12 protein-coding genes are annotated in these 14003 nt (G+C 56.5%); all 12 read right to left on the bottom strand.

Features of this window, described 5'->3' with window-relative positions:
- Positions 1 to 26 precede the first annotated feature (26 nt).
- The 12 genes from GT003_RS10650 to hrcA all read right to left on the bottom strand — a co-directional run bounded on the left by GT003_RS10650 (position 27) and on the right by hrcA (position 13927).
- Positions 27 to 464: an NUDIX hydrolase gene (locus tag GT003_RS10650; protein WP_161697357.1), complete on the bottom strand. Its 438-nt coding sequence runs from the start codon at positions 462 to 464 to the stop codon at positions 27 to 29.
- Positions 465 to 571: 107 nt separating this feature from the next.
- On the bottom strand, positions 572 to 1981 hold the full coding sequence (gene mtaB, locus GT003_RS10655; protein WP_161697359.1) for a tRNA (N(6)-L-threonylcarbamoyladenosine(37)-C(2))-methylthiotransferase MtaB: 1410 nt from the start codon (positions 1979 to 1981) through the stop codon (positions 572 to 574).
- 4 nt (positions 1982 to 1985) lie between these two features.
- Complete coding sequence (locus GT003_RS10660) at positions 1986 to 2750, bottom strand: RsmE family RNA methyltransferase (RefSeq protein ID WP_161697361.1); 765 nt, start codon at positions 2748 to 2750, stop codon at positions 1986 to 1988.
- Positions 2751 to 2884: 134 nt separating this feature from the next.
- The gene (locus GT003_RS10665) at positions 2885 to 3592 is read right to left on the bottom strand and encodes a site-2 protease family protein (RefSeq protein WP_338045922.1); all 708 of its coding nucleotides are present in this window, start codon (positions 3590 to 3592) and stop codon (positions 2885 to 2887) included.
- A 367-nt stretch (positions 3593 to 3959) separates the two neighbouring features.
- The gene (prmA, locus tag GT003_RS10670) at positions 3960 to 4943 is read right to left on the bottom strand and encodes a 50S ribosomal protein L11 methyltransferase (protein ID WP_161697363.1); all 984 of its coding nucleotides are present in this window, start codon (positions 4941 to 4943) and stop codon (positions 3960 to 3962) included.
- Between the two features lie 187 nt (positions 4944 to 5130).
- Entirely contained in the window at positions 5131 to 8289 is a 3159-nt protein-coding gene (locus GT003_RS10675; protein ID WP_161697365.1) for an S-layer homology domain-containing protein, read from the bottom strand.
- Between the two features lie 213 nt (positions 8290 to 8502).
- Positions 8503 to 8694: a hypothetical protein gene (locus tag GT003_RS10680; RefSeq protein WP_161697367.1), complete on the bottom strand. Its 192-nt coding sequence runs from the start codon at positions 8692 to 8694 to the stop codon at positions 8503 to 8505.
- Between the two features lie 13 nt (positions 8695 to 8707).
- The gene (locus GT003_RS10685) at positions 8708 to 8884 is read right to left on the bottom strand and encodes a YfhD family protein (RefSeq protein WP_161697369.1); all 177 of its coding nucleotides are present in this window, start codon (positions 8882 to 8884) and stop codon (positions 8708 to 8710) included.
- Between the two features lie 96 nt (positions 8885 to 8980).
- Positions 8981 to 10111, bottom strand: coding sequence for a molecular chaperone DnaJ (gene dnaJ, locus GT003_RS10690; protein WP_161697371.1), 1131 nt, complete (start codon positions 10109 to 10111; stop codon positions 8981 to 8983).
- A gap of 236 nt (positions 10112 to 10347) precedes the next feature.
- Positions 10348 to 12186 (bottom strand): molecular chaperone DnaK, encoded by a 1839-nt coding sequence (dnaK, locus tag GT003_RS10695; RefSeq protein ID WP_161697373.1) that lies wholly within the window; start codon positions 12184 to 12186, stop codon positions 10348 to 10350.
- A gap of 50 nt (positions 12187 to 12236) precedes the next feature.
- Positions 12237 to 12806, bottom strand: a complete 570-nt coding sequence (gene grpE / locus GT003_RS10700) for a nucleotide exchange factor GrpE (RefSeq protein ID WP_420831448.1) — start codon at positions 12804 to 12806, stop codon at positions 12237 to 12239.
- A 95-nt stretch (positions 12807 to 12901) separates the two neighbouring features.
- Positions 12902 to 13927: a heat-inducible transcriptional repressor HrcA gene (gene hrcA, locus GT003_RS10705; RefSeq protein WP_161697375.1), complete on the bottom strand. Its 1026-nt coding sequence runs from the start codon at positions 13925 to 13927 to the stop codon at positions 12902 to 12904.
- Positions 13928 to 14003: the final 76 nt, after the last annotated feature.

Consider the following 14003-nt stretch of genomic DNA (forward strand, 5'->3'; position numbering starts at 1 on the left):
CGTTAGGATCGAGATCAGCCCGAGCGCTAGGATTCTTCCGCGATTTTCAGCCCGAGCAGGCGCAGCGCGCCGCCCAAGATCCGATCGTTGTTATGATAACCGGACTGCTTCTGCCGTCTCCAAGCTTCCGCTGGCGGGAACCATTCGACGCCGCGGATTTCCTCCACCTGCGCTTGAAGCTTGCCGCCGATGGCCTCGACCAAATAATAATGGACCTCTTTATCGACAAGCCCTTTGGACTCATGGCTGTACCGGTATTTGATCTGATCGATCGGAGACACGATGGCGCCCTGTATGCCGGTTTCTTCCACGATTTCGCGCAGAGCCGTCTGCTCCACCGTTTCGCCCGGCTCCATCTTGCCTTTCGGCAGCGATATTTTGCCGTAACGGTCTTGAATCAGCTGGATTTGCAATTCGCCTTCTACCCGGCGAAATACGACGCCGCCTGCAGAAATTTCCTTCATTTCGCGTCTCCCCCCGCCCTGTCGTGATTGGCTCAGTATGTAGAGCAAGGATTCTTCCGCCGCCATGGAACAGGGGCTTCAGAATCCTTGCAGCGATCTCTATTCCGTTAGGCCTGCATGGCCTGCGGCAGCGGCTTGCGCTTCGCATCCTCGGCGCGCGCCGCGCCTTCGGGACGCAGGGCCGCGGACGTATGCTCATCCACGACGCGAACCAGCTGGCCATAGCATTCGTTGACGCCGGCCTGCGTGACTTTCACGCGGCACAGCTCCCCGAGCAGCGATTCGGAACCCTCGAACACCACTTGAATGTAGTTGTCGGAGTAGCCCATCACGCGGCTTTCGCCGGAAGGTCCCTGAAGCGCGCGCTCCGGAATGACGTCCAGCACCTGGCCGACGTATTTCTCGGCGTACTTCAGCTGCATCCGCTCGGACAAGTCGATCAGTTGATGAACGCGTTCGTTCTTCACTTCCTCGTCAACCTGTTCTTCCATGCGCGCGGCAGGCGTTCCCGTCCGTTTGGAGTACGGGAAGACATGCATCTCGGCGAAGCCGAGCTCTTCCATGAACTGAAAGCCGTTCCTGTACATCTCTTCGGTTTCGCCGGGGAACCCGACGATGACATCCGTGGTGATCGCGACGCCGGGCATCGCTTCGTGCAGCCTGCGGATTTTCTCCGCGAACTGCTCCACCGTATATTTGCGGCGCATCCGCTTCAAGACGTCGTTGTCGCCCGCTTGGAGCGGGATATGCAGATGCCTGCACATTTTGCTCGACTTGTTCAGCACCTCGATCATCTTGTCGTCGATCTGGCTCGCTTCGATCGAGCTGATCCGAATGCGCTCCAAGCCTTCGATGGCGTCAAGGTCCCAGATCAGATCCGTCAAGCGGTAGTTCTCCATATCGTCGCCGTATCCGCCCGTATGAATACCTGTCAGGACGATTTCCTTGTAACCGGCGGCAACAAGCTGGCGCGCTTGGTCGAGCACGCTCTGCGGATCGCGGCTGCGGGACAGTCCGCGCGACCATGGAATGATGCAGAACGTACAGAAATTGTTGCAGCCTTCCTGGATCTTGAGGAAAGCACGCGTGCGCTCCGCGAAATCCGGCACGTCGAGCTCTTCGAACTCGCGCGTCTTCATGATGTTACGGACGGCATTCACGGGCTTGCGATCGTTCTGCAAATCCGCGATGTACCCCATCAGTTTGTCCCGATCCTGGGTGCCGATGACGAGATCGACGCCTTCGATCGCGAGGATCTCGGCCGGCGACGTCTGCGCGTAGCAGCCCGTTACCGCGATGATCGCGTCAGGATTACGGCGGATGGCGCGGCGGATGATCTGCCTGCTTTTCTTATCCCCCGTGTTCGTCACCGTGCACGTATTAATCAAATAGACGTCCGCAGTCGTCGTCTCGAAATCAACCTGTTCGTAACCTTCGTTCTTGAACAGCTGCCAGACCGCTTCCGTATCGTAGAAGTTCACTTTGCAGCCCAATGTGTAAAAAGCAACCGACGGCATGTCGTTAAACGCCTCCCATTTCTCCGGATTCATACATGAGGCAGGCGAGCCCAACCATCGCAGCGGTTTCCGTGCGCAAGATTCGCTTGCCGAGACCGACGATAACCGCGCCGGCCTTCTCTGCTTCTTCGGCTTCACGTTCGGTGAAGCCGCCTTCCGGACCGACGATGAGCGCGATGCGCCTCGCTTCGTCGCCCCAACTGGCGCTTCGATCGGCGACCGCTTCTCTCAAGCCCCGGCCTCCGCTTTCCTTCTCATAGCAAAACAACGTCAAATCGAACGCAGGAATCAGGGCCAGCAAACCTTTCCAAGACTCGACGGCATGGATGGCCGGAATTCGGCTCCGATGCGCCTGCTCGGCGGCTTCCTTGGCGATTTTCCCCCAGCGTTCGAGCCGCTTGGCTTCTTTCTTTCCATCGTATTGGACGATCATCCGCTGGGACTCGAACGGCACGAATGCCGCAGCCCCGATCTCGGTGCCCTTCTGGATGACCAGTTCCATCTTATCGCCCTTCGGCAGGCTCTGCGCGACCGTCACCGACCAAACCGGCTCGCCGCTGACCGGAAGCCATTCGGCCGCTTCCGCTTCCACCTTGCCCGGCGCGAGCGAAACGATCTTCGCCTCCGCCACGCGGGAAACCCCGTCGCTCACCATGATGACGTCGTCCGTTTCCATGCGCATGACGCGCGTTATATGATGAGCGTCGTCTCCGGCAAGCACGATCCGGCTTCCGTCGATCTGCTCTGGCGTTACAAAATATCGCTGCATGGCTGGCATTACCTTTCCCGTCAAATCGCAGGCCGAACTGCTCTCGGTCTACGTGAAAACTCCAACCTACATCATACACGTTTTGCCCTCGCTCCGCCAGCCGTCTTAAACATTTTCCAGCGGGATGTCAAGGGTTACCGCGAGGCATCGTAAGAAAATTTAGCCCAGTCGACCCTGTCGAACACCAATTCGCAGGTGTTAATGAGCCACGATATAATATCGCCGGAATACGCGAACAGCGGATCCAGCGTCTCTGCACGAAGCGAAGGAATAAACACGATCAATAGGAAGACGAAAATACCCCAATGCGCGTTCTGATCCATACGAATCCGTACGTTCGTCGGCACGAGATCTTGAATGATGCGATAACCGTCAAGCGGCGGAACCGGTATAAGATTGAAGATGAAAAGCATGATGTTGATCGTAATCAGATAATACAAGAAATGTACGATTGCCCGGTGAGCGCCGATCGAGCCCGCGTCCAACAGCCCGGTCTGATTCAATTCATGGACCGCCAATACGCCGACGGCAGCCAAGATCAAGTTGCTGATCGGTCCGACCGCCGACACGACGATGCCCATCAGCCGGGGATGCTTGAAGTTCCCCCGATTCACGGGAACAGGCCTTGCCCATCCGAAGCCCGCAATCAAGATAAGCACCATGCCGAGCACATCCAGGTGCATGCGCGGATTAAGCGTCACCCGGCCGGCGTCGTATGCCGTGCGGTCTCCGAACTTGTATGCCGCGTACGCGTGCGCGAACTCGTGCACCGTAAACGCCAGCATGATGACCAAGAAGATAAACGGGATATCCTTAACCGGATACCATAAAAGATCCGACACGCTTCAACCTCCTAAAAGTTTTGTGCGAGTCTACTGGGGATGCTTCTTTGTGAGCACAAAACTCGCTTCGGAAGCATACGCCTAGTTTTGTGCGAGTCTACTGGGGATGCTTCTTTGTGAGCACAAAACTCGCTTCGGAAGCATACGCCTAGTTTTGTGCGAGTCTACTGGGGATGCTTCTTTGCGAGCACAAAACTCGCTTCGGAAGCATACGCCTAGTTTTGTGCGAGTCTACCTGTGTTGACTTCCTCGCAAGCACAAACTCGCTTCGGAAGCATACGCCTATTTTGTGAGAGTCTACTTGAGTTGACTTCCTTGCAAGCACAAAACTCGCTTCGGACGCCTAGTTTTGCGAGCGGGACGCAGCCTATTCCGGTTTCTTCGCCACGAACGCGATCCAATCCTGGTCGCGCTGGCGGTCCACGATTTTGAAGCCCGCTGCCTCAAGGCCCTGCTCGACCGCTTCTTCTTTATTCTTGAAAATACCGGAAGCGATGTACGTACCGCCCGGCTTCAGCGCCGCGTATACATCATCGATAAACAGCAAAATAATCTCCGCGAGAATATTGGCTACGACGACATCGACCGGAACGGTAACGTTCAGCGGAACGGCTGCCTCGCCGTCCTCCCGGCTGTTCAGTACGCCGAGCAAATCGCTCAGATGCACTTGGATATCATCCTGAAGATTGTTCAGCCGGCTGTTCTCCGCCGCCGAGGTTACCGCGATTGGATCCAGATCAAGCGCAAGCACGCGGCGGGCGCCGAGCAGCATCGCGCCGATGGCCAGGATACCCGAGCCCGTGCCGACGTCGATGACTTCCTCGTCGCCCTTGATGACCGATTCCAGCGTGCGCAGGCAAAGCGCGGTCGTCGGGTGCGTGCCCGTTCCGAAAGCCATGCCCGGATCCAGCTCGATGATGCGCTCGCCGGGAGAAGGCGCGTAATCTTCCCAAGTCGGCTTGATGGTCAGTCGTTCCGATACGCGGATCGGCTTGAAATATTGCTTCCACGCATTTGCCCAATCTTCTTCGTCGACCAGCGCGGTCGTGATCGTATAGTCGCCCGGATCGATGTCGAAGTCGCGAAGCTCGTCGATGCGAGGCGGAAGCGCTGCGACGAGAGCGTCGACATCGGAATCCAGCTCGGAGAAATACCCTTTAATGACGGCCTGTCCCTCCGGAATATCGTTCAGCGGATGTTCGTACCATTGGCCGAGCGACGTGTCGCGCGGTTTGTTCAGCGTACCGGATTCTTCAATGGATACGCCGTCCGCGTCCATTTCATGCAGGAAGTTCGAAATCATTTCGATTGCTTCTTCCGTAGATTTAATCGTTATTTCATGCCATTTCACGTTCTATGTCCCCCTATTAGTTAACCTGCACTCGTTTTCATATGTAAACCTATGACGTCTATTCTACACTAGAAGCCGCATCCGCACAAAATCGCTCGCTCCCCCAACCATGCAAACAGCCCGCTCCCTTAGCGGGAACGAGCTGTTTGGATTATAAAGAAGGTGCATGAGTCTGTGAACGATAGGATTACTCGTTTATAAAGTGCGCCTTTGCGAGCATGCGCTTGATCATGGCTGCGGCCTCGCCGCGAGTCGCCTTGCCTTGCGGCAGGACGGTTCCGTCGGCGTAGCCTTTCATCAGACCGGCTTGAACCGCAGCCGCGATCTCCGGCTTGGACCAGCCGACTTTGGCCGCGTCTTTGAACGCGCCGATAATGGCTCCTTGATCATTCGCCGGCACCGCGAGATGAACGTTCGCGTAGTTCAACGCGCGAACGAGAATGACTGCGATCTCTTCCCGCGAGATTTGAGCGTTCGGACGGAACGTGCCGTCGTTATAGCCCGTAATGATACCGGCGTTAACCGCTGCGCCGACTTCTTTCGCATACCATGCGGCATCCGCCACATCCGAGAAGTCTGTCGCGCTCGGCGATGCTGCCAAGCCAAGCGCGCGAACGGCCATGGCCGCGAACTCCGCGCGCGATACATTGCGATTCGGCTCGAATTTGCCGTCCGACGTTCCGTCGATGACCAGCTTGTCGGCCAGCAGCGCAATGTCGTCTTTGCCCCAGTAAGAAGCGGTATCCGCGAACGACTTGTTATTCGTAACGACGGCATAAACACTGTTGCCGTTGCGCATGATGTCGGCCGTCGTCTGTCCGGCGACCGTTTGGAATACCGTCGGCACGAATTTCAGCGTCTTCGTCTCCGGATCGTACATGACGCCGGTCGCATGGGCAGGGTCAATCGATCCGCTCAACACGATGGTACGGGTAACGTACGCCTGACCGAAAGGCACATCGATCGTTTTGCCGTCTTTGCCGAACGCTTGAACGTTGAATTCTACCGGCTTCGAGGCCAAGGAAACCCCTTGAAGATCCGCCGCCGCGCGAACGATGTCCGCACTTGCTTCCGCAATCGTGACCTTGATCGTGAGTTCGTCCGGGTTAACGCCAAGGGTCTTGGCCAACTGCGCCGCGTCCAGCACGGCGAGCGGCAATTCATATTCGCCGTTCGGCGAAACGAAATGGATCGATTTGCCGGCTTGAATAGCTGCCGTCAGACCTGCTGCAGGCAGCAAGGCCGTATCGGCCGCCAGGCTGATCGTGATTTCGTTAAAAGCAGCCAGCGAAGCCGCCAATCGATCGGCGTCAACTGCGCCTGTTTGATCAGCGTCGATCATGGAAGCCGGCTTGTCCGGCTTGTCCGGCTTATCCGGCGTTGTTACCGGCGGATAGTAAGGACCCGTGGAACCGGAATACAGCGCGAACGTTTGGCTTAGCGATTTGCCGTTCTCCGGTCCGTCGGAGTCGACCTGCACGTCGGGCAGGACCGCGGCGTCGATGGATGCGGCTTTTCCCTTCAACGTTACGGTAACGCTACCTCCGTTCTGAAGCGTCAACCCGTCCAGCAAGAGGTATGCGCCGTTCTCCTTTATTTCGGAAGCGCGAACCGTGCGCGCCGTCGCGCCGCCGAAGGCGACTGTATCCGAAGCCGATACTGTCAAGCCCGTTGGCAATTTCATCAGCAGGGTACCCAGCATCGCGGATTCCTGCAGGTTGACCGTGTACTGCACGTCTTTCGTCGAGCCGGTCGCATTCTGGGTATTGATGCTAACTGTTCCACCGGCGCTTGCGACAGTCGAGGCGCTCTCGGCCGGCACGCTCAGCGTGTACATCCACATTTGGATCTTGTCCGGATCCAGCACGCCGAAATCGTTGTCGTTCGCGATCAGGATCGAGTGGTCGTTCGGCATGTAGATGCCTTCGAGCTTCGAGTTCGGGTAATCGAATTGTTTGGTATCCAGCTTGAGCGCCTTGACGATCGGCATAACCGATACGACTGCTCCGCCAACCGGCGTCACGGTATACTGCCCGTGTTCGTCAACGACCGCGCCTTTCACGACCGCGCTCTCGAGCGTGCTGCCTGCCGCTTCGCCTACCACCCCGACGTTATCCAGCTTGCCAAGGAAATCCGTCGCGTTCGTCAGGTCCGCGGTGAAGATTTTCTTGAACTCGTAGTTCGCGTCGCGCTCGTCGATGATGAGGTGGTTCTCGTCCACCGCGATCATATCGGAGATATAATTGCTCACGTTCGCTACGTCGTCCATCACGTAGACGTATTCCGCGACTGCCGTCGGCACCGCTTGCGTGACGTCCAGCTTGATGATGCGTACCGCGCGTGAAGCCGCGTTCACTTTGCCGTTTGCCGTAATCGGATTGATCATCGGCGATTGGATCGCCGCGAACAGGTATTTGCCGTCCGGCGTCAAGGACGAGCCCTCGATGCCACGGTTCGGCATGCGCGTGCTCCATACGGCCGGCAGCGATTCGTTGATCGGCACCGCCGTCGCGTTCGCGTCGATGAATTTCTGCTTCAGGCCCGCAGGCACGATGCGCTGCAGGATCGTTCCGTCGCGCTTCACCTGCACGATGCTCGGACGATACTCTTCGCTCATCCAGAACGTATCCGTGCTCCTGTCGTACGTGATGCTCTCCAAATCAAGCGCGTACGGATCGTTCGGCAGCACGGTAAAGCCCGGCTTTACCGTTCCGTCTTCGTTATATTCGATCGAACCGACCGGCACTTCGTCCGCCACGCCGTTGCCGACCAGATGGTCGTTCGTTTTCTTGGCGTCCGGGAAGTTCGACACGCCGCTGATGTTCGACGTGCCCGTAATCGGATCGATCGCGCCGTTCGGCAGCTTCAACGGAATCCTGTCCAGCACCTTGATGCTGCCGTTCTCCAGGCTGACCTTCACGATCTGCGGCGAGAACGTCGGCACCGCGAACGTTTTGCAGCCTTCGCAGGCCTTCGCGTCGATGTCGCCGTTCGGGCCGCGGTCCGTATGCGTATAGAACACGTTCGCCGGGTCGCCCTCCACGTGCGTCAGTCCCGAGAACCCGCCCAGGTACATTGGATCGCCTACTTTGATGGCCTCCGTCTTGTCGCTTGCCGGTACGTTCACGACCGAATTGCCGATGAGGATTTTGTCGTCGAGCTGGAACAGGCGCGCTTGCCAAGCCTCGTTCTCCAACTGCTTGATGACTGCCTGCGGATCGGCCACCGGGTCCGCATTCGCCGTTTCCTGGTTCAACGGACTCGCCGCGAACATGCTCAGCGTTACCGCTGCCGCGGACATGCCCGCCAGCCACTTCTTAGTTGTATGCTTCGTCTGTTTCTTCATATGGTCCTCTGTTCCTCCTAGAGTAGGTTGACAGCCCCTGAAACTAACTGCTATGAGTCTAGTAATTACCATAGGGAAGCGTAGCATAGAATTATATTTTTATTGTTTGGGCGAATTTAAACATTTGTAAATATCGGGAAAACGCAAAAAAGCCGGACGATCCGGACGAGTCATGCTCGCCCGAACAATCCGGCTTCTTAGGCTAACCTCGCGCTACAGCTCCACCGTTCCACCGGTTTGGTGAACGAGGCGAATCGCGCGCTCGACCAGTTCCTCGCCAACCGTGGCTGACCAAGAGGAACCATCCGTCCCTTCATCGATTTGATCGACGCGAAGAAATTGCAGCTTATGCTGCGCCTCCCTGGCACGATCCCCGTCCTGAAACGTCGCATGAATCGTCATCACGGCCGGAATCTTCCTACAGCAGACGCTGAGCTTGCTGCGAGGCGCCCGCCTGAGCTCTGGCGTCCGCCTCTTCCGCGCGCTTCATCGCGATAAGATCCGCATTATCGGCCTGCTCCTCCGAAAACTCCACGTCTTCGTTTTTGCCGATCGGCAGGTTACCGAAATTTTGTTTCTCCAGGTTCTCGCTCATCGTCATTCTCCTTCGTGTCTGGAATGAGGTAAACACGAAGGTTAGCATCGGCCATTGATCCGAAACTTATCCCTGCAGGATGAATCTTGACGCCGCTTATTCGCCGCGGAACGCTTTTTTCATCTTATCGAAAATCGATTCGTGATGCTCGTGTTGCACTTCGCTCATGCCGCCGTTGCCGCCGGCCAGCTGCCGCAGCAGCTCCTTCTGTTCGTCGTTCAGGTTGGTCGGCGTCACGACCGTAACCTTCACGTGCTGATCGCCTTGGCCATAGCCGCGCAGACGCGGTACGCCTTTGCCCTTCAGGCGGAAATACGTACCCGTTTGGGTGCCTGCGGGAATTTTGAGCTTTACCTTCTCGTTCAGCGTCGGAATTTCGATCTCGTCGCCAAGCGCTGCCTGCGCGAAAGTAAGCGGCACTTCGCAATAGATGTCGTCGTTCTCCCGCTCGAAGAAGTCATGCGGCTTGACGCGGATGACGATATACAGATCGCCGGACGGACCTCCGCGCGTACCGCTCTCGCCTTCGCCGGTCAGACGGATTTGAGCGCCTTCGTCTACGCCGGCAGGAATTTTCACGTTGATTTTGCGGTTCCGCTTTACTTTGCCCGCGCCATGGCAGGTCGTGCATTTCTCTTTGATGACTTTGCCGGTCCCGCTGCAATTGGAGCATGCGCGGCGGTTGACCATACGGCCGAACGGCGTATTTTGAACGACTTCCTGTTGTCCGGTACCGCGGCAAACGGAGCAGGTTTCCGGCTTCGTGCCCGGTTTGGCGCCCGTGCCGACGCAAGTGTCGCAGTTTTCGGTCCGAGGAATCGTAATCTCGGTTTCTTTGCCGAACACGGCTTCCTTGAATTCGATCGTCATCGTATATTGCAGGTCATTGCCGCGCTGCGGCGCGTTCGGATCCCGCCGTCCGCCTCCGCCGCCGAAGAACATATCGAAAATATCGCCGAAGCCGCCATTGAAGTCCGCTCCGCCTCCGCCGCCGAAGCCTTGATTCGGGTCAACATGCCCGTACTGGTCGTACTGCGAGCGTTTGCCGTCATCGCTGAGCACGTCATAGGCTTCCTTGACTTCCTTGAATTTGGATTCCGCATCCGCTTCCTTGTTGACGTCCGGATGGTATTGGCGAGCCAGCTTCCGGTATGCCTTCTTGATTTCATCCTCGTCTGCGCTTTTCCCAACGCCTAGCACTTCGTAATAATCCCGCTTATTAGCCAAAATCCGTCACCCCGTCTCCTGTTTCCGCACGTTTCTCTCTCGAACGAGATGAAACGGTCCATGACGCCCGTTTCCGGACGAGTCTCATCCCATGGCATTGCGTCATCATAATCAAAACCGATAATTTACCTGTAATCATACGAAAAACGGCTGCGCCGTCCCATACAAAGGACGGCACACCGTTTACGCGAAGCTTACCTGACCAAACTTATAGCTGCCTTAGCTTGTTGCTTGACTTATTTCTTGTCGTCGACGACTTCATAGTCGGCATCGACAACGTTGTCCTTGCCGCCTTGCGGACCGCCGGCTTCAGGACCTGCGCCTTCGGCGCCGCCCGCCGCTTGCGCCTGCTCATACAGCTTCACGGATAGCTGTTGAATGATTTCCGTCAGCTCCTGCGCCGCCGCGTTGATCTGCTCCACGTCGTCGGTTGCGAGCGCCGCAGTCACTTTTTCTTTGGCTTCGTTCGCTTTCGCGATTTCGCCGGCATCTACTTTGTCGCCAAGATCCTTGATCGTCTTGTCGACGGAATAGACCAGTTGGTCCGCGCTGTTCTTCGCTTCGACCAGCTCGCGGCGCTTGCGGTCGTCTTCCGCGTTCAGCTCGGCATCTTTCATCATACGATCGATTTCTTCATCCGACAAGCCGCCGGAGGACGTAATCGTGATTTTTTGGCTCTTGCCGGTCCCTTTATCCAAAGCGGAGACGTTGACGATCCCGTTCGCGTCGATATCGAACGTGACTTCGATTTGCGGTACCCCGCGCGGTGCCAGCGGAATGTCGCCCAACGTGAAGCGGCCCAGCGTTTTGTTGCCGGCAGCCATTTGGCGCTCGCCTTGCAGAACGTGAATTTCAACGCTTGGCTGATTGTCCGCGTACGTCGAGTATACCTGCGATTTGCTCGTAGGAATCGTCGTGTTGCGGTCGATCATTTTGGTGAATACGCCGCCTGCCGTTTCGATACCGAGGGACAATGGCGTAACGTCGAGCAATACGACGTCTTTGACATCGCCCGTCAATACGCCCGCTTGAACCGCTGCGCCGAGGGCAACCACTTCATCCGGGTTAACGCCTTTGTGCGGTTCTTTGCCGATCAGCTTCTTGACCGCGTCTTGCACGGCAGGGATCCGCGTGGAACCGCCGACCAGTACGACCTTGTCGATTTGGCTTGGGGCAATGCCGGAATCGTTCAGCGCTTGACGAGTCGGGCCCAGCGTGCGTTCTACGAGACCTGCGGACAGCTCTTCGAATTTGGCGCGCGTCAGGCTCAGCTCCAAATGCTGCGGTACGCCGTCTGCCATCGTAATGAACGGCAGGGAGATCGTCGACGTCAGGACGCCGGACAGTTCTTTCTTCGCTTTCTCGGCAGCGTCCTTCAGACGTTGAACGGCTGCTTTATCTTTGGAAAGGTCTACGCCTTGTTCTTTCTTGAACTCGGATACGAGGTAGTCGATGATCACTTGGTCGAAGTCGTCGCCGCCGAGCTTGTTGTCGCCGCTCGTTGCTTTAACTTCGAAGAAGCCATCGCCCAGCTCGAGGATCGATACGTCGAACGTACCGCCGCCAAGGTCATACACGAGAATCGTTTGGTCTTCGGATTTCTCAAGACCGTACGCCAGTGCCGCAGCCGTAGGCTCGTTGACGATACGGAGCACTTCGAGGCCCGCGATTTTGCCGGCATCCTTCGTCGCTTGGCGCTGGCTGTCGTTGAAGTAAGCAGGAACCGTGATAACCGCTTGCGTGACCGTTTGGCCCAAGTAAGCTTCGGCATCGGATTTCAGCTTCTGCAAAATGATGGCCGAAATTTCCTGCGGCGAAAAGTCTTTGCCGTCAATGACTTCTTTGTGGTTCGTGCCCATGTGGCGTTTGATCGAGCTGATCGTCCGGTCGGGGTTCGTGATGGCTTGGCGCTTCGCGGATTCGCCGACGATGCGCTCGCCGTCTTTCTTGAAGCCGACGACGGACGGGGTTGTACGATTGCCTTCCGGATTCGGAATGACGACCGCTTCGCCGCCCTCCATTACTGCTACGCAAGAGTTAGTCGTTCCAAGGTCAATACCGATTACTTTACTCATAAGTAGAAATCCTCCTTAAATTTATGAAATGGCCTATAGGCAGCCGGTCGTTAACCGCTCACTTTAACCATGGCGGGACGCAGCACTTTATCTTTCAGCATGAAGCCCTTCTGGACTTCCTCCACGACGATGCCTTCTTCGTACTCGTCGGATTCCACTTGCATGATCGCTTGGTGGAATTCAGGGTTGAACGGTTGGCCGACGACATCCATCGGCTTCAAGCCCTCGGCATCCAGCACGCCTTCCAACTGACGGAAAATCATATCCACGCCTTTGGAGAACGACTCGCCGTCGCCGCCGGCTTTGGCAGCTTCGATCGCACGGCCGAAATTGTCGACAACAGGCAGCAGCTGACCGAGAAGTTTCATCGACGCGTATTGCGCGAGCTCTTCGCGCTCTTTCGCCGTGCGGCGGCGGAAGTTATCGAAATCGGCTTGCGCGCGCAAATAACGCTGCTGGTTCTCATCGGCAAGCTTCATCAGCTCGGCGATGCGATCGTCTTCCTCGGCGCCTTCGGTTATATCAACCTCGGGTGCGGGCTCCTGGGCTGTCGTTTCCCGTTCCTCGACCATACTGTCCATCTCTTGCTTATGTTCTTCATCCGTATGTTGTTCATTCACAGACACGCGATCGACACCTCCTACTCTGATTGGTTTGCGCTGACATTAGGCAGCGCAGCATTCAGACAAACTCTGATTAGATTGGGCCGCCGTAATCACTTATACCAGCGCCCGAGCAATACAGCCATGTCTTTCGAAAGAATATCCAGCAGGCCGATCACTTTACCATAATCCATCCTTGTCGGTCCAAGAATACCGATCGTTCCCAGCGATTTGCCTTCAACGGAATAAGTAGCCGTAATGAGACTGCACGTATTAATGGCTTCATGCGTATTCTCTGTTCCGATGCGCACTTGAATACCGCTTGGGAGCGCATTAAACATCTGCATGATCGTGGGTGTTTCTTCCAACAGGTCGAGAAGCGTTTTTACTTTGTCGACATCCTTGAATTCCGGCTGCGTGAGCATGTTCGTCGTACCGCTCATAAAGACGCGGTGGTCGCCCTCGCTCTCCAGCGTTTGATCCAGGATGCCGAGCAGCCGCTCGAACTGATCGGCGTAACGGCCAAGCTCTTGGCCGACTTCCGAATGCAATTTCGACTTAAGGCGAACAAGCGGAACGCCAACCAATTTGGCATTCAAGATGTTCACCGCTTGCTGCATCTCCTCCATCGTCATATCTTCCGGGAGGGAGATGGTTCGGTTCTCGACATGGCCCGTATTCGTGACGATGATCGCCACGGCCGTGTCCTGGCTCAGCGGCACCAGTTGAAAATGCTTCAGCGACGTCGTAAACGTCTCCGGCCCGAGCACGATGCTCGTATAATTCGTCATGTTCGACAGAATCATGGCCGCGTGTTGAATGATTTGCTCCATTTGATTCATTTTCTCGGTGAAGTACGAGCGTACCAGCTGTTTCTCTTGTTCGTTCACTTCGCCCAGCTTGACGAGATGGTCGACGTAATAACGGTAGCCCTTGATCGAAGGGATCCGTCCTGCCGAAGTATGGGGCTGCTCCAGGAAACCAAGCTCTTCCAGATCAGCCATCTCGTTGCGGATCGTCGCCGGGCTAAAGCTGACGTCGCTGCGCTTCGAAATGCTGCGTGAACCAATAGGCTCCGCCGAGCGGATATAATCGTCGATGATGACATTCAAAATCATTCGCTGCCGATCAGTTAACATCGCAGTCCCTCCATATTCGTAAAGATCGGACCGCCCTTGGCGTCCCGTCGTCTTCCTTCTCACCGTCGTTAGCACT

The organism is Paenibacillus sacheonensis (assembly GCF_009909195.1).
GTDB classification, from domain to species: domain Bacteria; phylum Bacillota; class Bacilli; order Paenibacillales; family Paenibacillaceae; genus Paenibacillus_Z; species Paenibacillus_Z sacheonensis.

What these genes read in the sequence shown, in the direction of transcription:
- GT003_RS10685 (WP_161697369.1), bottom strand. Translation starts at nt 8,884, where the DNA reads ATGAGCGAGAACCTGGAGAAACAAAATTTCGGTAACCTGCCGATCGGC.
- GT003_RS10675 (WP_161697365.1), bottom strand. Translation starts at nt 8,289, where the DNA reads ATGAAGAAACAGACGAAGCATACAACTAAGAAGTGGCTGGCGGGCATG.
- hrcA (WP_161697375.1), bottom strand. Translation starts at nt 13,927, where the DNA reads ATGTTAACTGATCGGCAGCGAATGATTTTGAATGTCATCATCGACGAT.
- mtaB (WP_161697359.1), bottom strand. Translation starts at nt 1,981, where the DNA reads ATGCCGTCGGTTGCTTTTTACACATTGGGCTGCAAAGTGAACTTCTAC.
- GT003_RS10660 (WP_161697361.1), bottom strand. Translation starts at nt 2,750, where the DNA reads ATGCAGCGATATTTTGTAACGCCAGAGCAGATCGACGGAAGCCGGATC.
- dnaK (WP_161697373.1), bottom strand. Translation starts at nt 12,186, where the DNA reads ATGAGTAAAGTAATCGGTATTGACCTTGGAACGACTAACTCTTGCGTA.
- GT003_RS10650 (WP_161697357.1), bottom strand. Translation starts at nt 464, where the DNA reads ATGAAGGAAATTTCTGCAGGCGGCGTCGTATTTCGCCGGGTAGAAGGC.